22 protein-coding genes are annotated in these 19,273 nt (G+C 68.9%); 12 read left to right on the top strand and 10 right to left on the bottom strand.

All coding sequences use genetic code 11. From position 1 onward, the window contains the following. Window positions 1-64 precede the first annotated feature (64 nt). The gene (locus tag CNE_RS24170) at window positions 65-628 is read left to right on the top strand and encodes a hypothetical protein (protein ID WP_013952908.1); all 564 of its coding nucleotides are present in this window, start codon (window positions 65-67) and stop codon (window positions 626-628) included. A 21-nt stretch (window positions 629-649) separates the two neighbouring features. Here CNE_RS24170 and CNE_RS24165 read toward each other — a convergent pair whose 3' ends face one another. Continuing rightward, entirely contained in the window at window positions 650-1,555 is a 906-nt protein-coding gene (locus CNE_RS24165) for a LysR family transcriptional regulator (protein ID WP_041228863.1), read from the bottom strand. A gap of 213 nt (window positions 1,556-1,768) precedes the next feature. Between CNE_RS24165 and CNE_RS24160 the strand changes: the two genes are divergently transcribed. From CNE_RS24160 to CNE_RS24130, 7 genes are all read left to right on the top strand, one after another. After that, window positions 1,769-3,763, top strand: a complete 1,995-nt coding sequence (locus CNE_RS24160) for an FUSC family protein (protein ID WP_013952906.1) — start codon at window positions 1,769-1,771, stop codon at window positions 3,761-3,763. A gap of 26 nt (window positions 3,764-3,789) precedes the next feature. After that, window positions 3,790-4,008, top strand: a complete 219-nt coding sequence (locus CNE_RS24155; RefSeq protein WP_013952905.1) for a DUF1656 domain-containing protein — start codon at window positions 3,790-3,792, stop codon at window positions 4,006-4,008. After that, complete coding sequence (locus CNE_RS24150; protein WP_013952904.1) at window positions 4,005-4,913, top strand: efflux RND transporter periplasmic adaptor subunit; 909 nt, start codon at window positions 4,005-4,007, stop codon at window positions 4,911-4,913. The genes CNE_RS24155 and CNE_RS24150 overlap by 4 nt, the downstream gene beginning before the upstream one ends. Further along, complete coding sequence (locus CNE_RS24145) at window positions 4,910-6,373, top strand: efflux transporter outer membrane subunit (RefSeq protein ID WP_013952903.1); 1,464 nt, start codon at window positions 4,910-4,912, stop codon at window positions 6,371-6,373. The genes CNE_RS24150 and CNE_RS24145 overlap by 4 nt, the downstream gene beginning before the upstream one ends. Before the next feature lie 181 nt (window positions 6,374-6,554). Next, entirely contained in the window at window positions 6,555-6,869 is a 315-nt protein-coding gene (locus tag CNE_RS24140) for a hypothetical protein (RefSeq protein ID WP_041228629.1), read from the top strand. 88 nt (window positions 6,870-6,957) lie between these two features. After that, the gene (locus CNE_RS24135) at window positions 6,958-7,164 is read left to right on the top strand and encodes a hypothetical protein (protein WP_013952901.1); all 207 of its coding nucleotides are present in this window, start codon (window positions 6,958-6,960) and stop codon (window positions 7,162-7,164) included. 105 nt (window positions 7,165-7,269) lie between these two features. Further along, on the top strand, window positions 7,270-7,605 hold the full coding sequence (locus CNE_RS24130; protein WP_013952900.1) for a cupin domain-containing protein: 336 nt from the start codon (window positions 7,270-7,272) through the stop codon (window positions 7,603-7,605). A gap of 11 nt (window positions 7,606-7,616) precedes the next feature. Here the strand turns inward: CNE_RS24130 and CNE_RS24125 are convergent, their stop codons facing one another. Further along, a complete protein-coding gene (locus CNE_RS24125; protein WP_013952899.1) occupies window positions 7,617-8,501 on the bottom strand; it encodes a LysR family transcriptional regulator in 885 nt (294 codons plus the stop codon). A 122-nt stretch (window positions 8,502-8,623) separates the two neighbouring features. On the opposite strand from CNE_RS24125, the gene CNE_RS24120 reads away from it, so the two are divergent. Further along, a complete protein-coding gene (locus CNE_RS24120; protein ID WP_010809388.1) occupies window positions 8,624-9,055 on the top strand; it encodes a VOC family protein in 432 nt (143 codons plus the stop codon). Window positions 9,056-9,072: 17 nt separating this feature from the next. Here the strand turns inward: CNE_RS24120 and CNE_RS24115 are convergent, their stop codons facing one another. Together CNE_RS24115 and CNE_RS24110 are read right to left on the bottom strand one after the other, a co-directional pair. Further along, the gene (locus CNE_RS24115) at window positions 9,073-9,396 is read right to left on the bottom strand and encodes a thioredoxin family protein (protein ID WP_013952898.1); all 324 of its coding nucleotides are present in this window, start codon (window positions 9,394-9,396) and stop codon (window positions 9,073-9,075) included. 126 nt (window positions 9,397-9,522) lie between these two features. Further along, window positions 9,523-11,832 (bottom strand): ATP-dependent DNA helicase, encoded by a 2,310-nt coding sequence (locus CNE_RS24110; RefSeq protein WP_013952897.1) that lies wholly within the window; start codon window positions 11,830-11,832, stop codon window positions 9,523-9,525. A 193-nt stretch (window positions 11,833-12,025) separates the two neighbouring features. On the opposite strand from CNE_RS24110, the gene CNE_RS24105 reads away from it, so the two are divergent. Further along, window positions 12,026-13,603 (top strand): fatty acid--CoA ligase, encoded by a 1,578-nt coding sequence (locus CNE_RS24105; RefSeq protein ID WP_013952896.1) that lies wholly within the window; start codon window positions 12,026-12,028, stop codon window positions 13,601-13,603. Window positions 13,604-13,606: 3 nt separating this feature from the next. On the opposite strand, the gene CNE_RS24100 is transcribed toward CNE_RS24105, so the two are convergent. From CNE_RS24100 to CNE_RS24090, 3 genes are all read right to left on the bottom strand, one after another. Next, a complete protein-coding gene (locus CNE_RS24100) occupies window positions 13,607-14,080 on the bottom strand; it encodes an RES family NAD+ phosphorylase (protein ID WP_013952895.1) in 474 nt (157 codons plus the stop codon). Then, window positions 14,077-14,592, bottom strand: coding sequence for a type II RES/Xre toxin-antitoxin system antitoxin (gene parS / locus CNE_RS24095; protein ID WP_013952894.1), 516 nt, complete (start codon window positions 14,590-14,592; stop codon window positions 14,077-14,079). Before parS ends, CNE_RS24100 begins: the two co-directional genes overlap by 4 nt. A gap of 98 nt (window positions 14,593-14,690) precedes the next feature. Then, window positions 14,691-15,656: a DNA-binding protein gene (locus CNE_RS24090; protein ID WP_013952893.1), complete on the bottom strand. Its 966-nt coding sequence runs from the start codon at window positions 15,654-15,656 to the stop codon at window positions 14,691-14,693. Window positions 15,657-15,768: 112 nt separating this feature from the next. Here CNE_RS24090 and CNE_RS24085 point away from each other — a divergent pair, with 112 nt between their 5' ends. Both CNE_RS24085 and CNE_RS24080 read left to right on the top strand, forming a co-directional pair. Next, on the top strand, window positions 15,769-16,896 hold the full coding sequence (locus tag CNE_RS24085) for a site-specific integrase (protein WP_013952892.1): 1,128 nt from the start codon (window positions 15,769-15,771) through the stop codon (window positions 16,894-16,896). Between the two features lie 249 nt (window positions 16,897-17,145). Then, complete coding sequence (locus CNE_RS24080; RefSeq protein WP_035823937.1) at window positions 17,146-17,571, top strand: hypothetical protein; 426 nt, start codon at window positions 17,146-17,148, stop codon at window positions 17,569-17,571. A 51-nt stretch (window positions 17,572-17,622) separates the two neighbouring features. On the opposite strand, the gene CNE_RS24075 is transcribed toward CNE_RS24080, so the two are convergent. From CNE_RS24075 to CNE_RS24065, 3 genes are all read right to left on the bottom strand, one after another. Then, window positions 17,623-17,805, bottom strand: coding sequence for a hypothetical protein (locus CNE_RS24075; RefSeq protein WP_041228627.1), 183 nt, complete (start codon window positions 17,803-17,805; stop codon window positions 17,623-17,625). A 77-nt stretch (window positions 17,806-17,882) separates the two neighbouring features. Next, complete coding sequence (locus tag CNE_RS24070; RefSeq protein WP_013952890.1) at window positions 17,883-18,200, bottom strand: hypothetical protein; 318 nt, start codon at window positions 18,198-18,200, stop codon at window positions 17,883-17,885. Window positions 18,201-18,514: 314 nt separating this feature from the next. Beyond that, window positions 18,515-19,159 (bottom strand): TetR/AcrR family transcriptional regulator, encoded by a 645-nt coding sequence (locus CNE_RS24065; protein WP_013952889.1) that lies wholly within the window; start codon window positions 19,157-19,159, stop codon window positions 18,515-18,517. Window positions 19,160-19,273: the final 114 nt, after the last annotated feature.

Below are 19,273 nucleotides of genomic sequence, written 5' to 3'. Positions count from 1 at the left end.
GCAGCAACGCGCCAAGGCTAAAGTAGCAGCGCGAACCCCAAGGCAATCCCGTCCCCGTTGTGTCATGCGCTCTGCCCCTGCTGCCCCCGCTGCCCCCGCCGTCCCCGATCGCCATCCTTTGCGCCATGCCGCTGTGTGCCTGGGCCTGTCCCTGCTGGCTGCGCCACTTGCCGTTTCCGCCACCGTGGCTGCCCCGCCTGCGCCGTCCCCGCCACTGTCAGGGCTGGCCACGCTGCTGCTGGGCACCGTGCGCGGCAAGCCGACCGGCATGAACGGCGTGACCCGCCTGACCGCGGGCGATGTCGACCGTGAGCTGCGCATGGCCTGCCAGGAGCTGATGCGCGCCGGCCCGCTCGACCTGGACGACACCACCCGCTTCGACGGCTGCGTGACGCGGCCGGGCAAGATCGTCGAGTTCCAGCTGAAGGTTTCGGGGGTGGATGCCGCGCGTGACGATACCCGCGCGTTCATGGCGACGGCCAAGCCGATCCTGGAGCGCGGCATCTGCCGCAACCCGGATGTGCCGGTGCTCGGCAAGCTGGGGGTCAGGTTGCGCTACCACTACGTGGCCGGGCAGAAATCGCTGGTCTTGCTGGATATTCAGCCCGACCAGTGCCTGAAGAAGTGAGGCCGCCGCACGCGCGGCGGTTCAGGATCCTTTGCCGCCGCCCAGCACCTCATCGCAAACCGCCAGCCACGCCCGCGCCGCATGCGACAGGTAGCGTCCCGGCGACCAGATATGCGCCATGGTCCAGTCCATTGCTGGCTCGGTCAGCCGAGCCATGGCCAGCGTGCCCTGGCCCTGCAGGCGCTCAGCCAGCGGCTGTGGCAGGAAGGTAGTGCCCAGCCCCGCCGCCGCCATCGACGCCAGGAAATCCCAGTGCCCGCTGCGCGCCACCACGCGCGGCTCGATGCGTGCTTCCAGAAATGCCTGCCGCAGCTTGCGCGTCAGCGAGAAGTCATCGGTCAGCATCACCAGCGGCTCATCGCGCAGCGCCGCCAGCGTGACGGTGCGCCCGCGCGCCCAGGCGGCCTTGCGCGGCCCCACGGCCCAGATCGGGTAGCGGCCGAACTGGCGCGTTTCCAGCGCCAGGCCGCTGTCGCCCGGCAGTACCGTGGCGCCGACTTCGAGCTCGCCACTGGCCACCAGTTGCTCCACCACCTGCCCGCCGTGTTCGTCCAGGGTCAGCAACAGGTTGGGATAGCGCTGCCGGAAGGCGCTGACCGCCGGTGAAAAGAACAGGTTGACCATCGGCGGGATCCCCACCGTCAGCTGCCCCCGGCCCAGCGAGGACAGGTCGGACACCTCCAGCGTCAGCCGGTGCACCACGCCCAGCGCCTCCTGCCCGCGCTCGTAGACCACGCGGCCCACGTCGGTCAGCCGCACGCTCTTGCCTTCACGGATCAGCAGCGGCTGGCCGACCTCGTCCTCCAGCTGCTTGACCATCTTGCTGATGGTCGACTGGGTGACGAACAGCGAGGTCGCGGCCTGGGTAAAGCTGCGCAGCCGGGCAGTCTCGACGAAATAGCGCAGCGCGCGGATATCGATGGGCATGGTGCTGAGGGACGGCGGGCGGGCTGCCTGCAGGCCGCTTGCGCCATCCATGAACAAAGGGAATGGAAAGACCAATATTAAATCATGAATGGAATGCGAAAGGTTTGGCTACACTTCGCTTCCACACATCGCCCCCGCCCAACTGCGCCGCCAAATGAAGCGTGGAGCGGCAGGCCGCGGTGTGCCCTCAACTCCTCCTGAAGACCCCGCTCCATGGCTAGCTGGCCGAATGCACGACAGTGGCTGTTCTCGCTGAAGGCATTCGCCGCCGCGATGCTGGCGCTATATATCGCGCTGGCGCTGGGCCTGCCGCGGCCGTACTGGGCCATGGCGACGGTGTACTTTGTTTCCCATCCCCTGACCGGCGCCACCCGTTCCAAGGCGGCCTACCGCGTGGCCGGCACGATGCTGGGTGCCACCGCCGCGGTGGCCACGGTGCCGCAGCTGGTCAGCATGCCGATCGTGCTGATGGGTGCAATCGCGCTGTGGATCACCGTGCTGGTATACCTGTCGCTGCTGCAGCGTACGCCGCGCAGCTATGTTTACCTGCTGGCGGCCTACACCCTGCCGATCGTCGCGCTGCCGGCCGTCAGCGCACCGGCGCAGGTCTTCGATATTGCCGTGGCCCGGATCGAGGAAATCGTGATCGGCATCGTCTGCGCCGGGCTGGTGGGCTCGGTCGTCTTCCCGGCCAAGGTGGCGCCCGCGCTGCGGTCCCGCGCCGCCACCTGGCTCGCCGACGCGGCGGCCTGGGCATCGGACATCCTCGCCGGCAGCCCGCGCGCCGACGACAGCCGCCACCGGCTCGCCGCCGACATCCTGGCGCTGGACCAGCTGGTCAGCCAGCTGGCCTATGACACCGAGGGCAGCCACACGCTGCGCCATGCCCGCGCGCTGCGCCAGCGCATGACCATGCTGATGCCGCTGCTGTCGTCGCTGGAAAGCGTGCTGCAGGCGCTGCGCGGCCATCCGGACGGCATGCCGCTGCCACTGCGCGAGGCCCTGGCTGCGACGACCGCCTGGCTGGCGACCGATGCTGCCACGCCGCCTCCGGTCGCCACGGGCGGCTGGCTTGCCAATGGCTGCACGGGCGAGGTCGACTGGCAAGCCCGCCTCGCTGCCACGGCGGCGGACCAGCTGCAGCGCCTGGGCACCTTGTACGCTGAATGCCGGGCGCTGCAGCAAGGCATCGGCGACCGCAGCGCCGGCGCGCCGATGCGACGCGGCGACCCGGCCCCGGAGGCTGCCGGCCATCACCACGACCACGGCATGCTGCTGTTCGGCGCCATGTCCAGCGGCCTGGCTGTTTTCTGCGCGGGGCTGCTCTGGATCTTCTCGGGCTGGGAGGACGGCGCCGGCGCGGTCGCGGTGGCATCGATCGCCTGCTGCTTCTTTGCGGCCATCGACGAGCCGCGCCGCATGGCCGGCGCCTTCCTGCGCTGGAGCACGATCTGCCTGCTGGTGTCGTCCGGCTACCTGTTCCTGGTGGTGCCGCACGCGCACACCTTTGAAGCGCTGGCCGCGATGCTGGCGCTGCCCTACCTCGGTATCGGCCTGCTGATCGCGCGCCCGGGCTTCCAGTTGATTGCGATGCTGCTGTCGGTGAACACGGCGTCGTTCGCCAACGTGCAGGCCGTATTCGATGCGGATTTCCTCGGCACCTTCAATACCTGCCTGGCCAGCGCCGCGGCAATGCTGTTCGCGCCGCTGTGGTCGATGGCGGTACGCCCGTTCGGCGCGCGGGCGGCGGCGCACCGGCTGGTGCGCGCCAGCTGGCAGGACCTGGCCCAGGCCGCCACGCTGCGCGCGGCCGATGGTGATGCGCGGCTGGGCGCGCGCATGCTCGACCGGCTCGGCCAACTGGTGCCGCGGCTGGGGGCTGCCGGCGATCCCTTGTCGTCCGATGGCTTTCATGCGCTGCAAGTCGGCTACTGCGCGCTGGCGCTGCAGAAAGCGCTGCCGGCCTTGCCGCCCGCGGCGCGCAAGCCGGTGCGCCGCGTGCTGGCCGCGGTGGCCCGGCATTTCCGCTCACGGCTGCGCGCGGGCCATGCCGTGCCGGCGCCGGCGGGGCTGGCCGGCTGGGTGGCCGACGCCATCGCCGGCGTGGCCGCGCTGCCCGCAGGTGGCCGCTCTGACCACCGCGGCACGCTTGGCGCGCTGGTGGTGCTGCAGGTCACGCTGCAGCCTGGCCCGGCGGCTGCCCGCTGATCTCCCCAACTTTCCGCTGCCGCCGAATGCTCAGTGAAATCGATCTCTATGGCGTCTTCGTGCCAGGCGTGCTGGTGCTGATGGTGCTGGCCTTCGCCGTCACTACCGCGATCCGCATGGTGCTGGCCGCGCTGGGCTGCTACCGGCATATCTGGCACCGCTCGCTGTTCAATCTTTCCCTTTATGTGATCGTCCTTGGCGCCGTGGCCGCAGTCTTTGTCGCGGTGCCGGGACTGCCTTCATGACCTTCCGACTCCGCCCCCTGCTTCCCTTGCTGCCAACGCTGCTGGCCGCCATCGCCGCCCTGCTGGTGCTGCGCCACCTGTGGGACTACTACACGGCCGCGCCATGGACCCGCGACGGACACGTACGTGCCGACATCATCCAGGTGGCGCCCGATGTGTCCGGGCTGGTCACGCGCGTGCTGGCGCGCGACAACCAGCGCGTGCAGCAAGGCGAAGTCCTGTTCGAGATCGATCGCGACCGCTACGCGCTGGCCCTGCAGCAGGCACTGGCCACGGTAGCGACGCAGCGCGCCGCGCTGGCGCAGGCGCGACGCGAAGCCGCGCGCAACCGCAATCTCGACGGCCTGGTTGCTGCCGAAGTCGCGGAACAGGGGCGTGCCCGCGTGGAGCAAGGCGAAGCCGCGCTGGCGCAGGCCGAAGCCGCGGTGCGGCTGGCCCGGCTGAACCTGGAGCGCACCAGCGTGCGCAGCCCGGTGGCGGGCTACCTCAACGACCGGCTGCCGCGCCTGGGCGACTATGTCTCGACCGGCCGCCCGGTGCTGTCGATGGTCGACGCCGGTTCCTTCCACGTGGAAGGCTATTTCGAGGAAACCAAGCTGCACCGGATCCGCATCGGCAGCCCGGTCGACGTGCATATCATGGGCGAGCCCCGGCACCTGCGCGGGCACGTGCAGAGCATCGCCGCCGGCATCGAGGACCGCGACCGCAGCGCGGGCTCAAACCTGCTGCCCAACGTCAACCCGACCTTCAACTGGGTGCGGCTGGCACAGCGCGTGCCGGTGCGCATCGTGCTGGAGGACGTGCCCACGGATGTGCGCCTGGTCTCCGGCCGCACCGCGACTGTGGCCGTTCGCGAAGCTAGGCGCGACGATGACGCCAGCCGCCGCGCGGGGCCGCGGTCGTGAGGCCGCGCCATCTCTGGCTGGCGTGCGCCGCGGCCTGCCTGTGCGCCTGCACCACCGTGGGCCCGGACTATCGCGTGCCCGATCATGCGGCGGTGCGCACGCCCGCGGCCAACGGCCCGTTGCAGGGCGCCGAAGCGCACGGTGTGGCCATCGCGCCCGTGCCCGACGACTGGTGGCGGCTCTATGACGACGCGCGGCTCGACCAGCTGGTCGAACAGGCGCTGGCCGCCAACACCGACATCCGCGCCGCCAGCGCCAACCTGCGCCGCGCGGTGGCGTTGCTGCACGAGGTGGAGTCCGAGAACCTGCCCCAGGGCGGCGCCAGCGCCAGCGCATCGCGAGCGCAGCTGTCGGCCGAGAGCTTCCTGCAGACCACCAAGCCACCGGTATTCAACCTGGGGGACTTCGGTTTCGGCGTGTCCTACCTGATCGACTTCTTCGGCAAGCTCGCCCGCGCCGACGAGGCCGCGCTGGCCGGCGCCGAAGCCAGCGAGGCCACGCTCGACATGGTGCGCATCACCGTGGCAGCACAGACCGTGCGCGCCTACGTGCAGGGCTGCGCCGCCACGCATGACCTCGCCGCCGCCACGCTGCAGCTCGCGGTACAGCAACGCACGCTGGACGCCACCGGCCGCTTGGTCGCCGCCGGCCGCGGCGAGCCCGCCGACGCAGCGCGCGAGCGCGCCCGCACCGAAGCGCTGCGCGCTGCCTTGCCAACGCTGGAAGCCGCGCGTAGCGCCGCCCGCCACCGGCTGGCGCTGCTGCTGGGCAAACCGCCTGCGGCACTGCCAGAGGCCGAGGTGGACTGCTATGCGGAACCCACGCTGCGTGCGCCGCTGCCCGTGGGCGACGGCGCCGCGCTGCTCAGGCGCCGGCCCGATATCCGGCAGGCGGAACGCGAACTGGCCGCGGCCACTGCTCGCATCGGCGTGGCCACGGCGGACCTGTATCCATCGATCCGCATCGGCGCCAGCGCCGGGCTGACCGGCGTGCTGAGCCACCTTGGCAGCGGCCCGACGGCGCGCTGGAGCGTGGGGCCGCTGCTGAGCTGGTCGCTGCCGACCAACGGCGTGCGCCATCGCATCCACGGGCATGAAGCCGCGGCCGACGTCGCCCTGGCGCGCTTTGACGGCGCGGTGCTGCGCGCGCTGCAGGAAACGGAAACGGCGTTGTCGGCCTACACGCGTGAACTGGAACGACACGAAGCCCTGCACGCGGCGCGTGAACAGGCCGCCGAAGCAGCGCGGCTGCAGCGCCGCCTGCAGCAGGCGGGGCGCATCCCGTACCTGGCACGCCTGGACGCCGAGCGCACGCTGGCCGATGCAGAGGCCGCACTGGCTGCGTCTGAAGGCCATGTCGCCGCGCGCCAGGTTGACCTGTTCCTCGCGCTCGGCGGGGGTTGGCAGGCCGCGCGCAAGGTGGCTGACGCCAATGCGACTGGTGATGAAAAAAACGACTGATCTTTCGACGTTTAAATCATCACAGGAATGGATCAACCTGACTAAACTTCGTCCTGTGCCGCGCGCTTCCCACGCGACGGCACCGCCCAAAAGGCGAACCCGGACGGCGCGGGAGGCAGATCCGCCATCCCCGCGCGGCCCCTCGCGGGCCATGCCGTCCACCTACCCAAAAACAGCAGACATGCATAAAAACGCTCTCAAAGCCCTCCTTGCCACGACCCTCTCGATCGCAGCACTCGGTGCCGCCGCACTGGCCAGCCCTGCCATGGCGCAAGGCCTGAACGACCGCGGCGTCGCCGCTGACCGCTACGGCTACAACCTGCACAACGGCAAGCGTGACCCGTTCACCGATGGCGCCCGCGTCAACGACCGGCGCGACCCGTTCACCGACGGCGCCAACCGCGCTGCCGCCGCCATGGAAGTGGCGGGCATGGACCGCAGCGGCGTGTCGGCACCGCCGGCCCATAGCGGCTCGCGCGCTTCGGCTGCCGCCTGACCGGCGCCTGCTCGCGCCACGGCAGCCGCCGTGGCGTGTCGACGGGGCGCACGGCCCCGTCTCTTCTCCGTTGCTCCTGAAGACCCTCATGAAAACCATCCTGTTCGCGCTGCTCGGCCTTGGCGCCCTGGCCGCGTCTTTTCCCGCTGCCGCCGGTCCTGACTGGGCTGTGATCGAGCGCGGCCGCGCCGCTGCCAGGAACGCTGCCGAGCGCACCGCACAAGCCCGCAATGCCACGCCTTGCGCACAGGCGGACGTTGCCGCGTCGGCGGCTTCGCCGGTTACATCACGCTGAGTACTACTGAGGTGCGCGCTCCGGTGCTAGATTGAGAAGGCGTGCCGCCGCCAGGCGCCGGCCGTGCCTGACAAGCCACCCCACCAGAAGAGCGAGGAGCCGCGCATGTCCCTTCCCCATCTTGCATCCGGACAGATCGCCAGCGTGCTGCCACTGGGCACACGGCTGGACCAGACCGCCACCCAGGCCCTGTTCAAGGAAGGCCCGCTGGAAGTGATGCGGCTGGTGCTGAAGGCGGGCAAGCATGTGCCGCCCCATGCAGTGGATGGCCCGATGACCGTGCAATGCCTGGAAGGCGAGGTGCGCGTGCGGGTGGACGGCGCCGAGCGCCAGCTGCACCAGGGCGACCTGCTCTACCTGGGGCCGAGCGTGCGCTACGACGTGACCGCCATCTCCGATGCCTCGGTGCTGGTCACGTTGGTCCTGCCCGGCAGCCGCTGAGTCGTCCGGCCTTACGCCACGACAGGCTGCCAGCGCGCGCTGGCGGCCACAAAGGCATCGATCAGCGCCGCCACCGGCTCGCGGCGCAGTGCCGATTCGCGCACCAGCACGCCTACGTCGCGATAGAGCGGCCCGCCCGCCAAGGGCGCCTGCACCACGCCCGCGGACTGCTGCAATGGCACCAGTTCGGACGGGATGATGGCGCAACCCAGGCCCGCTGCCACCATCTGCAGGATCACGGCAGGCTCATCCAGCTCCATCCCTTCCCTGACCCATAGCCGCTGCCGCTTCAGGTAGCCGTCCACCAGCTGCCCGCCGGTGCTGTGGCGGTTGTAGCGAATGAACGGAAGCGTCTCCAGCAGCGCGCGCAGGTCTGCAGGCGCGCCGGCGGGACCAATGCCAACAAAGCCCTCGCGCACCAGCGGCACCCACTTGAGGTCTGGCGGAAAGCCCAGCCGCGGCCGGATCAGCACGGCAATGTCCAGCTCGCGCGCATCCACCTGCGTCAGCAGCTGGGTGGACATGCCCGGCACCACATTGACGTGCGAGTCCGGAAAGCGCCCCCGGAAATGCCGCATCGCATCCGCCAGCAAGGTGGCCTGGACCGTAGACACCGCGCCCAGCTCCACCGGCGCGGCGTCGGCGTGCGGGCCGGCGCGGTCCTTCATCGCGGCATAGAGCTCGACAAAGCGCCGCGCCTCCGGCACCAGCCGGCGCCCGGCTTCGCTGAGCGCGACCGACTTGCCGGTGCGATCGAAGAGTACGCAGTCCAGGTCCTCTTCCAGCCGCCGGATCTGCGTGCTGACGGCCGACTGCGTCAGCGCCAGCCGCGCCGCGGCGGCGGAAAACGAGCCAGTCTCGGCGGCCACCAGGAAGGTCTGGAAGTAGCGGATCATCTATCGAAAAGTCTGATGCTCAGAGCAAAAATGATTCGCTTCATATTACGGGTTGTGCTGGCTACAATCAACGCGCAGGCCAACGCCTGCCCGCATACCGACCCCCGACAAAGGCCCCCCGCATGAGCGCGACTTCCTCTATCCCCCTGTTCCACCTGGCTTTCCCCGTGCGCGACCTGGCCGAGGCAAGGCGCTTCTATGGCGACTTGCTTGGCTGCCCCGAAGGGCGCAGTTCCGAGGCCTGGGTGGACTTCAATTTCTATGGCCACCAGGTGGTGGCACACCTGTCGCCCGAGGAATGCGGACACCGCGCCACCAGCGCCGTCGATGGCGATGACGTGCCGGTGCGGCACTTCGGCGCGATCCTGCCGATGGCCGAATGGGAGGCCCTGGCCGAGCGGCTGCGCGCGGCGGGCACGCAGTTCGTGATCGAGCCGCATGTGCGCTTCAAGGGCCAGGTTGGCGAGCAGGCCACCATGTTCTTCCTGGACCCGTCGGGCAATGCGCTGGAGTTCAAGGCCTTTGGCGACCTGAGCCAGGTGTTTGCCAAGTAAGGCAGCGCGCGGCCGGGCTATGCAATGCGGCGCATGGCCTCGCGGATCGGGTCGGACTCGGTCGGGCGCACCAGCCGCGCCACTTCCTGCCCGTCGCGCAGGAACACCAGCGTCGGCCACAGCTTGATGTGAAACGACCGGCCAAGCCGGCGCCCGCTGCCGTCCTCGATCTTGAGATGGCGCAACGCCGGATGCACGGCAAAGGCCTCGGCCAGCGCCGGCTGGGCGCGCTGGCAGTAGCCGCACCACGGGGCGCCGAATTCCAGCACGGTGGCGCCCGGCAGCGCATCCACTTCCGTGCGGGTCGGCTCGGTGGCCGCGTATTGTTGGGTCATGGGCATGGATCTGGTCCTTTCGCGATAGCTGGCACTGATGCCATCCGCATGCCTGCCAGATTCGTTCCAGCGGCAACTCCGGGCAGGCACCGCGCAAAGAGGATGCCCCAGACCGGCCCGGCTGTGTAATTTCTACGCCGCCGTGGCGATTTCCCACCATGCCGGCAGCAGCTCGCGCACTTCGGCCGCGGCAAAGCGGTCGTCGATCAGATAGACCACGCCCTGGTCCTGCTGCGTGCGGATGACCCGGCCTGCCGCCTGCACCACCTTGCGCAGCCCGGGATACAGGTAGGCATAGGCATATCCCTGCCCGAACACCTGCTGCATGCGCGCGCGGAACTGCTCGTTGACCGCGTTGAACTGTGGCAGCCCCAGCGTGGCAACGAAGGCGCCGATCAGGCGCTCGCCGGGCAGGTCCACGCCTTCGGCAAAGGCGCCGCCCAGCACCGCAAAGCCGATGCCCTCGCCGCCTTCCGCAAACGTATCCAGGAACGCCGCCTGCGCGGCTTCGTCCATGCCCCGCGACTGCACCCAATGCGGGATGTCGGGGTGAGACTGAGCGAAGCGGGCCACGGCTTGTTGCAGGTATTCATGGCTACTGAAGAACGCCAGGTAGTTGCCGCGCCGCGCGCGGAACTGGCCGGCCATCAGCGCGACGATGGCCGGCAGCGATTGTTCGCGCCGCGCATAGCGGGTGGAGATGCGCGCTGCAATCCGCACCGACAGTTGCTCGGCGCGGAACGGCGATGGCACTTGCACCCGCGCGCAATCGGCAGGCAAACCCAGCGTATCGAGGTAATAGGCGGCAGGATCGAGCGTCGCGGAGAACAGCGTGACCGAATGCGCGGCGGCAAAGCGCGGGCGCAGGAACGGGGCCGGGATGACATTGCGCAGGCACAGCCGCGCATGGTGGCCGCGGCCGCTGCGCGGCACGCGCTGGATATCGAACAGCGAATGCGCGTCGAGCTGCTCGGCCAGGCGGCCAAAATGCAGCGCATCGAAATAGAAGCGCTGCAGCGCCGGATCCTGCGCGCCTGGATGCTCGGTCATATGCGTCAGTGCCGCCGCGCAGCATTCGTCCAGCGCGCGGCGCAAGGCGGCGGGCACTTCGGGCAGGACTTCGTAGGCGTCATCACTCTGGCGCGCCAGCGTGCTCCATTGCCGGGCCAGCCGCGTCAATGGCTTGCGCACGACGGCCGGCGCGCTGCGGCGCACCTCGCGCAGCGATTGGGGGTCGAGTTCCGCGGTGTACATGGCGCGGCCGCGCTCGACCAGGTTGTGGGCCTCGTCCACCAGCACGCTGGCGCACCAGCCATTGGCCGCGGTCAGCGCGTACAGCAACGCGCTGCGGTCGAAGTAGTAGTTGTAGTCGGCCACCACCACGTCGCTCCAGCGCACCAGTTCCTGCGACAGATAGTAAGGGCAGATCCCGTGTGCCAGCGCCAGCGTGCGCACTGCGGCGCGGTCGCGCACCGGCACGCCGCGCGCGGCTTCGCGTGCTGCCGGCAGGCGGTCATAGAAGCCGCGCGCCAGCGGGCAGGACTCGCCATGGCAGGCCAGCTCCGGATGCTCGCAGGCCTTGTCGCGGGCCACCAGCTCCAGCACATGCAGCGGCTGCGCGCCATGGCCGCGCAGCGCATTGGCGGCGTGCAGCGCCACGCCGCGCCCGGTGGAGCGGGCCGACAGGAAGTAGACCTTGTCGATGCCCTGCCCCGGCATGGCCTTGAGCACCGGGAACAGCGTGCCGACCGACTTGCCGATGCCGGTGGGCGCCTGCGCCAGCAGGTGGCGGCCCGCGCGGTTGGCGTTGTAGACCGCCTGCGCCAGTTCGCGCTGGCCCGGGCGGAAACCCTGGTGCGGAAAGGCCAGCTGCGCCAGCGCGCCATCGCGTGCCTGCCGATGGGCCAGTTCCGCCTGCGCCCAGTGCAGGAACTGCTCGCAGGTCTGCACGAAGAAGGCTTCAAGCGCCTGCGCAGTGAAGTGCTCCGCGACCGGGTGCTCGCGCTGGCTGATGATGTCGAAATAGACCACCGCGATCTCCAGCCCGGGCAGCCCCAGCTTGCGGCATAACAGGCAGCCGTAGACCTTGGCCTGCGCCCAGTGCAGGTGGCGGTGGTTGTCCGGCACGGCGGCATCGCCGCGCACGGTCTTGATTTCTTCCAGCCGGTTGGCGGCGGGATCGTAGCCATCGGCGCGGCCGCGCACATGCAAGGGGCCGAAATCGGCGGCAAGCGCCACCTCGGCCTGGTAGCCCTCCACGCGCCGGCTGGTCACTACGGCATGCCCGGCCACGCCCTCCTGCGCCGATGGCGTCGGCACGAAGCGCAGGTCCAGGTCACCCGCCTTGGCAGTGAACTCGCACAGCGCGCGCACGGCCACCACGTAGGCCGGAGCGGCTGGCGTGGCAGGCGGGGCTGGAATGGGCGGCGGGACGGCAAACACAGGAACGGGGCGCGGCAATAACTGTATGAATATACAGTATCACGCAAGGGCGTTACCGTGACGGCCGCTCCGGCATAAGGAAAGAGCAAAACGTTATTTCCATGTGCCCCACCCGCCGCTCTATATTGTCTGGCTTACAAGACAACAACTACCTGCCGGCAAGCCGGCGGCGGACCATGACCGGAGCACAACCTTGACCCGCGGCATCACCCTTGGCGACACCCTCTCCTGGCCCGCGCGCTATCTGCCGCGCAAGACCGCGCTGGTCAGCGGCATCGGTGCCAGTCGACGCGCGTGGACGTATGCGGAGCTCAATGCCGAGGTCAACCGCCACGCGCACGTGCTGCAGTCGCTGGGGATCGGCAAGGGCGACGTGGTCGCGGCCTTCCTCTACAACACCCCGGCCTTCGTCTTCACGCTGCTGGCCACGGCGCGCATTGGCGCGGTCTACAACCCGGTCAACTACCGCCTGGCTGCGCAGGAACTGGCCTACATCCTGAACGATGGCGGCGCCAAAGCAGTGCTGTTCGAGCAGGAAGGCGCGGGCGTGGTGGAGAAGGCCGCCGAACTGGCGCCAGGCACCGCGCTGCGTATCTATGCCGACCCCGATGCCGCGCCCGCCTTCGCCACGCACCGGCTCGACACGCTGGCCGCGGGCCAGCCGGCCACGCCGCCCGCGGTGACGGTCCATGAAGACGACCCCTGCATCCTGATGTACACCAGCGGCACCACCGGCCGCCCCAAGGGCGTGGTGCACACCCATCGCAGCAAGCTGCAGCATAACGCGATGATGCACCAGGCCATGACGCTGTCGCGCGAGGACGTGGGCCTGTCGGTCGCGCCGCTGAACCATACTGCCGAGCTGCATACCAGCTTCCTGCCCCGCCTGCAGGTCGGCGCGACGCAGGTGCTGCAGCGCCGCTTCGACGCGGGCGAGGCCTGGCAACTGGTGGAAAGCGAACGCGTCACGCATTTCTTTGCCGCCCCGACCATGGTGGGCATGCTGCTGAACCATCCGGATGCCGACGCGCGCGACGTGTCTTCGCTGCGGCTGGTCGAATACGGCGGCGCATCGATGGCGCCGCACCTGATCCGCGAGTGGGACCGCAAGGTCGGCGCCGGGCTGGTGCAGGTGTACGGCACCACGGAGATGGGCCCGTGCATGTCGGTGCTTTACCCACATGAGCAGCTGAGCCACGCTGGCTCGGCAGGCCTGCCCGCGCTCGGCCATGAACTGGTGGTGGCCAGGCTGCGCGACGACGGCGAGCCGACCGACCCCTTGCAGCCGTGCGCGCCGGGCGAAGTCGGCGAAGTGCTGGTGCGTGGCCCCTGCATGATGCAGGGCTACCTGAACCGCCCGGATGCCAATGCGCGCGCGCTCGCGCACGGCTGGTACCACACCGGCGACCTCGGCAGCCTGGATGCGGACGGCTACCTGTGGATCCGCGACCGCATCGACTACATGATCAATTCCGGCGCGGAGAACGTCTATCCGCGCGAGGTGGAAGACGCACTGATCGAACACCCAGCCGTGCTGGAGGTAGCCGTGCTGGGCGAACCCGATCCGACCTGGGGCCAGGTGGTCGGCGCCTATGTGGTGACGCGCGGCGACGCACCGGTCAGCGCGGCGCAGCTCGACGCCTTCCTGCTGCAGGGTGACCGGCTGGCAGCCTACAAGCGCCCGCGCCGCTATCACTTCCTGGACGCATTGCCCAAGACCACCAGCGGCAAGATCCAGAAGCACATGCTGCGCGCCGGCGCCACGGCCTGAGCCTCAGACTAGGCGCGCGTCATACTGCCAGCGGCGCAGCTTGACGTAGGCCAGCCGCGCCGCGTCGGGGTGTGCCGGGTTGACCAGCACGTTGTGTTCTTCAGGGATGACGATAGAGGGCACCAGCAGCAAGGCGCTGGTTCCCTCGGCGGTCCAGGCTTCGCCGGTGTCGAGGCTGGTCTTGCCGGCGGGAATGGCATCCCATCCAACGGGGGCGGTGTCCGCGCTCAGTTGCTGCGCCGCCGCCCATAGTTCGTCAGGGATGTCGATCCGGACCAGGTAGCGGTTCAGTGGCAGCCCGCCCGCGCCCAGGTGGACCAGCGTTTCCAGGCAAGCCAGCGCGATGCTGGACGCCGCATAGATCAAGTGCGTGCCCTGCCGGTTCCAGCGCCCGCCGGTGGCCTTGGCGCCGGCGCCGCTGGCATCGTCCGCGGTGTAGTCTGGGGTGTCGGTCGCGATCCGCCAGGCTGGCCTCACGCGTACGCCCCGCTCTGCATCCTGGCCACTAGGTCGGAAACGATGCGCTGGCCGGCGAGCGTATCCATCAGCTCAGCGGGGCGGCGCCCGCCCAGCGCCGGCGACGGCTGCTCCAGCCACTGCGCCACCCACTGTGCCGCGCTGAAACCGCGCGGATCGCCCGAGCTTTCCACCAGCGCCTGGACCTGCCCGACCAGCCGCGCCATGCCCAGCACACGCTCGCTCTGCTCGCTCGACAGGTTCTGGTGCGCCCGTGCCTTGCGGTCCACAGTGGCGCGCGGCAAATCCAGTGTCTTGATCAGCTGCTCCTTGGTCGTGCCCATGGATTCGGCCAGGCGGGTCAGGTCTGAAGCCGGCACGCCTTCACGAATCGCGCGGATGACCGACATGGCACCTTGCGTCGACAGGCTGGCCTCATAGACGGCGACATAGTTGTTGACGCTCAGCTCGGGCGGTGACGGGCGTTCATGAGCCAGCGGATAGCGGCCTTCGGGAGTGAGCGTGAACGGCATGGCAGACCTCATCAAATGAGCATTCAGTATAGCTCAATTGACAAAAGCCGCCTGCGCAACCCGCCATGCATCCGTTGGTGGTTGCCCTGCCAGGCGCACTATAAGCCCCGCGTGTACCGCCGGCTGCCCTTGCCGGCGGCCAGTGCAGCGCGGGCCGGCCGTGTGCGGCGGACTGCCGGACTGGCGGGGCCGGCGGCGGCCGTGGTTGCGGCATCCGCCTGGTCGCGATACTCGGCCAGCAGGCTTTCCCGCTGCCGCACCCGTTCTTCCAGCACGGCGAGCGTCTGGCCAAGGCGTGTCATCTCGCTGCCCTGGCGCGACGCGGCCTCGGCGGCACGCGTCAGCCGCTCAACGGCCGCCTTGCGCTCGGCTTCCAGCAGCTTCTGGGCTTCCCTGGCCGCCACGCGCGCGGCATCCAGCTCCAGCGCCATGCGGCGCTCATTGGCGGCGGCGCGCTGGGTCACGGTTTCCCGCTCTTGGTCCCACGCCGCCCGCTGCGCGGCGAAATCCTGCTGCATCGCGTTGTGTGCCAACAGCGCCGCGGCCGATTCTGCGCGCATGGTCTCCGCCTGTTGCTGCAAGGCGGCGGCCGCTGTTTCAGCACGCACGGCGCGCTCCGTGGCGTCGTCTCGGGCCCGTGTCAGTTCCGCCATGGCCGTCTCGGCCCCTTCCAGTCGGGCCTGCATGACATGGCGTTCCTGCGCCAGCGCCTCGCGCTCCTGCTCCAGTGCCGCCCGGGCCTCGGCCAGCGCCGCCTCACGCTGCACCAGCGCGGCCTCGGCCGAAGCCTTGGCCACCTGCAGCGCCGCTTCCCACAGATAGCGCGCTGCCTCCGTGACTGGCTCCGGGCATCCTGGTGCGGGCGCAAAGCCCTGTGGATCCTGGATACGTCCACCCAGCGCCGCAAACCAGGCATCCAGGTGCGGGCTGACCGTATTGGGCGAACCCCGCCCCAGGTGCAGGCGGATGCGTTCGATGGTGGGCCGCTGGCCGGCCTTGAGCAGGCTGTCGGCGGCCTGCCAGACGTCGTCTCGGGTAATGCCACGGCTGCGGAGGGTTTCCATGATGGGATCCGGCAAAAGTCTGTGAGGAAGCAAATAAGGTTCGATAATGGAGAGTTATCGGCTGTTATTTGTCATTTCCGTATGATATATTACAGCATACATCGTATTTATTATGATTAAAATCCGAGAAGCCCACGAGGCGTACTTTCCACCGATCGCATCCGATGTCGAACTACCGGCGCCGCTTCGTCCGTCCGAACTGGATCCTCTTGCCGAGCAAGCGGCCAATGCCCTGCGCCGCGAAGGCGAATCCCAAAACACGGTGGCGAGCTACCGGTCCGCATTGCGCTACTGGTCTGCCTGGTATGCCCTGCGCTACCGGCAACCTGTGCGGCTCCCGCTCGCGCCTGCCGTCGTCATCCAGTTCATCGTCGACCACGCCACGCGCCAGACGCCGCAAGGCCCTGTCTGCGAGATGCCTACGGCCATCGACCAGGCGCTGGTCGCTGACGGATACAAGGCACGACCCGGCCCGCCCGCGCTGTCCACGCTGACGCACCGGCTGGCGGTACTGGCCAAGGCCCACCGTCTGCAGGCCCTGCCCAACCCCTGTGCCGAAGCTGCGGTGCGCGAACTGATGGCCGGCATCCGGCGTGCCTATGCGCGCCGCGGGCAGCGGCAGGCGCGCAAGGCGGCGCTGACCCGCGATCCGCTGCTGCGCCTGCTCGATACCTGCGATGACTCGCTGCGCGGCCTGCGCGACCGCGCGCTGCTGCTGTTTGCGTGGGCCAGTGGCGGGCGCCGCCGCTCTGAAGTCGCGCGCGCGACCCTTGAGCACCTCACCCGGCTTGGCCCCGGTGACTTCGTCTATGCACTGGGCTGGTCCAAGACCAACCAGTCAGGCAACGAGCGCGCCGATACCGCCAAGCCCGTCACCGGTGCCGCCGGCCAGGCGCTGGAGGCATGGCTTGCGGCCGCCGGCATCAGCAGCGGGCCGCTGTTTCGCCGCATCCGCCGCGGCGGGCATGTGGCAGAAGCTTTGTCCGATGCGGCAGTCAGCCGCATCGTCAAGACGCGCTGCGCACTGGCGGGACTGGAGGGCGACTACTCGGCGCATTCACTGCGCTCGGGCTTTGTCACGGAGGCTGCTGCGCAACAGGTGCCGCTGGCCGAGACCATGGCCATGACCGGCCACGCGAGCGTGTCGACGGTAGTGCGATATTTCCGCGCAGCGGACGCGCGGCGCTCGCGTGCGGCCGACCTGCTGGCGCAAGCGCCGCAATCCGCCGAAGGCGACTGATCGCGGCTTGCAACTGGCGCCAATCATGCCGCGCAGCCGGCGCAAATACGGGTATTTCGCTAGCTGGCAGCGCTGGCTCGGGCTGCGGGGGGTGCCTATACTGGCAGCGCGCCGCACAGTGCCAGGCATGGCCGGCCGCGCCCGGAGAATCCGGCAGGCAATCGCCACTGGCACGATGTGCAGCGGCGGCCCATGGGATGCCATTGCGCACCACCTGCCTGGACCGGAACAAGCAGAAACGCGGAGAAGATGGGGATGCCCAACGAACAATTCCTCGCCACCCAGGAAACCCGGCGCTCGGGGCTGAAAGCCCTGCGGGCTGCCTTGCTGCAGGTTCACAAGGAAGTCATCGGCTATGACAGGACCCAGTATGAGCGCCTAAACGGCCCGATTCCGGCTGGCCTGTTTGTGCAACTGGTGACTGAAGACAACTACTTCCGCTGGCTCGACCCGCTGTCGCGCCTGATCATCGAGATCGACGAAGAGCTGGAGGCCAAGGAACACCACGACGAAACCTGCCGAGCAGTCGGACGCGCCGCGGAAAGGCTGTTCAGCGACGGTTCTGACCCGGCCTTCCGCAAGCGTTACCAGGAAGCCCTGCAGGACGAGTCCGGCGTCATCGTGGCGCACGGACGGCTGATGTCGGTGATCGGGCAGCTGCGCCAGTTGCCATAGCACGGCGGATTGCGCGGGCGCGTTGCGCGCCCCACGGTATAGCCTGCCCGCCTACTTCGCCGGTTTCGGTTCCGGCCCGGGTTTGCGCGGCGCATGGGTATCGACAGCCACGGGGTCGCTCGCCGGGAACGTCTCTTTCAGCGCCTCGTCCAGTTCGCGCTCGATCAGTTCATCCTTGCGCTGTTGTTCACTGGAGGCTGGCGTCTGGTGCTTCTGCGTTGTGGGCTTGGTCATGGCGATGGGGCTCCGTTGGCGTCCATGAGCGGATGGTAATCCCGTGCGGGCCGCCTTGCCATCACGGCGACGCATGGTCATCGGCCCCTGCCACCGTGGCCGCCACCGCGTCCGCCTCCATGCCAGCCGCCATTCCCGTGGCCACCACCGCCATGCCAGTGATGCCCGCCGTAACCGCCGCCATGGATATAGGTAAAGCTGCCGTAGAAGCCACCGTAGCCGGGCCAGGCACCGTAGTACGGGTAGTACGGCGCAACCGGGTAGCCATCGTAGTAGTAGGCAGACGACACCGGATAGGCCGGATAAGCGGGGTAGTAAGGGTCACCTGCATAGGGATAGGCGACGCAGCCAGCCAGCACTGCCACGCAGAGGGCCGCTCCCAATCCATATCGCATGATCTGCTCCTCACCGTGGCGCCGGTATTCGGCTGTCTGACAGCAAGTTAGACCGCGCCGCAAGCCTCACAATTCCTCGAAATGCAGCCGCGTCCTGATGACGTGCGGGCATCGACGTGCGCATATCGGGACAATTCAACGCCCTATTTAGGAAATATCCGATATTCAGATGAGAAACAACAGAATACAGTCCTCTTGCACCCGGCCCGCGGGTGCCCCGACTGAGCCAGGTTGACCACCTTCCTGGTTCCTTACACTGCCACGTTGGTCCCCGCCATCGTGGCATTTTTTTCGCCGCGATCCTGCTGCAGGCGCTACAGGCCCTTCTCGACCATGTCGAGCAAGCGCTGCCCGAGGATCTCTGCCTGCTCCCTGGCGCGGCTGCGCAGCGGGCCGTCGATCAGCAGGATGGCCAGGCCATGCACGGCCGACCACGCCAGGTACTCCGCGCCCGGCCGGCGCTCGGGCGGCAGCACGCCGGCTTCCACCAGCTTGTCGAGCGCCGCGCCCAGCAGCTGGAACGGATTGAGGCCGCTGTTGCCCGCCTTGGCCGGGTCGGCATCGTCTTCCACTTCATTCGGCACCGAAAACGCGGTGCGGAACAGTCCGGTCTCGGCCAGCGCAAAGCGCAGGTAGCCGGTGCCGACCGCACGCAGGCAGGCACGCGCATGCGCGGCGGCCCCGCGGCCCGGCCGCAGCCCGCCGATTTCACCCTCCATGGCAATGGCAAGCGACGACAAGGCCGAGGCCCGCACCGCCTGCAGCAAGTCCTGCCGGCTGGCAAAGTGCCGATACGCGGCATTGGGCACCACACCGGCACGGCGCGTGGCCTCGCGCAGCACGATGGCGTCGGGGCCACCCTCGCGCGCCAGGTCGATGCCGGCGTCCAGCAGCGCGCGGCGCAGGTCTCCGTGGCGGTAGGTGGCGCGCGCCGGGGGCGCGTGGACAGCCCGGGTCATGCGGACCCTCTTGAATATGGATAACGGTTCATGATGTGCATACGCTTATAGTGAACAGTGTACACAATCAAGCGAAAACAAGTCTGTCGCAACGAGGATTGCAGGAATCAGCGG

The sequence above is a fragment of the Cupriavidus necator N-1 genome, from assembly GCF_000219215.1.
GTDB classification, from domain to species: Bacteria; Pseudomonadota; Gammaproteobacteria; order Burkholderiales; family Burkholderiaceae; genus Cupriavidus; species Cupriavidus necator.
The sequence above is the reverse complement of the archived record's forward strand: the minus strand, read 5'-3'. Positions and strand labels throughout refer to the sequence as shown.

Excerpts from the sequence above, each read along its gene's own strand:
- CNE_RS24170 (WP_013952908.1), top strand. The coding sequence starts at position 65 with ATGCGCTCTGCCCCTGCTGCCCCCGCTGCCCCCGCCGTCCCCGATCGC.
- CNE_RS24165 (WP_041228863.1), bottom strand. The coding sequence starts at position 1,555 with ATGCCCATCGATATCCGCGCGCTGCGCTATTTCGTCGAGACTGCCCGG.
- CNE_RS24160 (WP_013952906.1), top strand. The coding sequence starts at position 1,769 with ATGGCTAGCTGGCCGAATGCACGACAGTGGCTGTTCTCGCTGAAGGCA.
- CNE_RS24155 (WP_013952905.1), top strand. The coding sequence starts at position 3,790 with ATGCTCAGTGAAATCGATCTCTATGGCGTCTTCGTGCCAGGCGTGCTG.
- CNE_RS24150 (WP_013952904.1), top strand. The coding sequence starts at position 4,005 with ATGACCTTCCGACTCCGCCCCCTGCTTCCCTTGCTGCCAACGCTGCTG.
- CNE_RS24140 (WP_041228629.1), top strand. The coding sequence starts at position 6,555 with ATGCATAAAAACGCTCTCAAAGCCCTCCTTGCCACGACCCTCTCGATC.
- CNE_RS24135 (WP_013952901.1), top strand. The coding sequence starts at position 6,958 with ATGAAAACCATCCTGTTCGCGCTGCTCGGCCTTGGCGCCCTGGCCGCG.
- CNE_RS24130 (WP_013952900.1), top strand. The coding sequence starts at position 7,270 with ATGTCCCTTCCCCATCTTGCATCCGGACAGATCGCCAGCGTGCTGCCA.
- CNE_RS24125 (WP_013952899.1), bottom strand. The coding sequence starts at position 8,501 with ATGATCCGCTACTTCCAGACCTTCCTGGTGGCCGCCGAGACTGGCTCG.
- CNE_RS24120 (WP_010809388.1), top strand. The coding sequence starts at position 8,624 with ATGAGCGCGACTTCCTCTATCCCCCTGTTCCACCTGGCTTTCCCCGTG.
- CNE_RS24115 (WP_013952898.1), bottom strand. The coding sequence starts at position 9,396 with ATGCCCATGACCCAACAATACGCGGCCACCGAGCCGACCCGCACGGAA.
- parS (WP_013952894.1), bottom strand. The coding sequence starts at position 14,592 with ATGCCGTTCACGCTCACTCCCGAAGGCCGCTATCCGCTGGCTCATGAA.
- CNE_RS24090 (WP_013952893.1), bottom strand. The coding sequence starts at position 15,656 with ATGGAAACCCTCCGCAGCCGTGGCATTACCCGAGACGACGTCTGGCAG.
- CNE_RS24085 (WP_013952892.1), top strand. The coding sequence starts at position 15,769 with ATGATTAAAATCCGAGAAGCCCACGAGGCGTACTTTCCACCGATCGCA.
- CNE_RS24080 (WP_035823937.1), top strand. The coding sequence starts at position 17,146 with ATGGGGATGCCCAACGAACAATTCCTCGCCACCCAGGAAACCCGGCGC.
- CNE_RS24075 (WP_041228627.1), bottom strand. The coding sequence starts at position 17,805 with ATGACCAAGCCCACAACGCAGAAGCACCAGACGCCAGCCTCCAGTGAA.
- CNE_RS24070 (WP_013952890.1), bottom strand. The coding sequence starts at position 18,200 with ATGCGATATGGATTGGGAGCGGCCCTCTGCGTGGCAGTGCTGGCTGGC.
- CNE_RS24065 (WP_013952889.1), bottom strand. The coding sequence starts at position 19,159 with ATGACCCGGGCTGTCCACGCGCCCCCGGCGCGCGCCACCTACCGCCAC.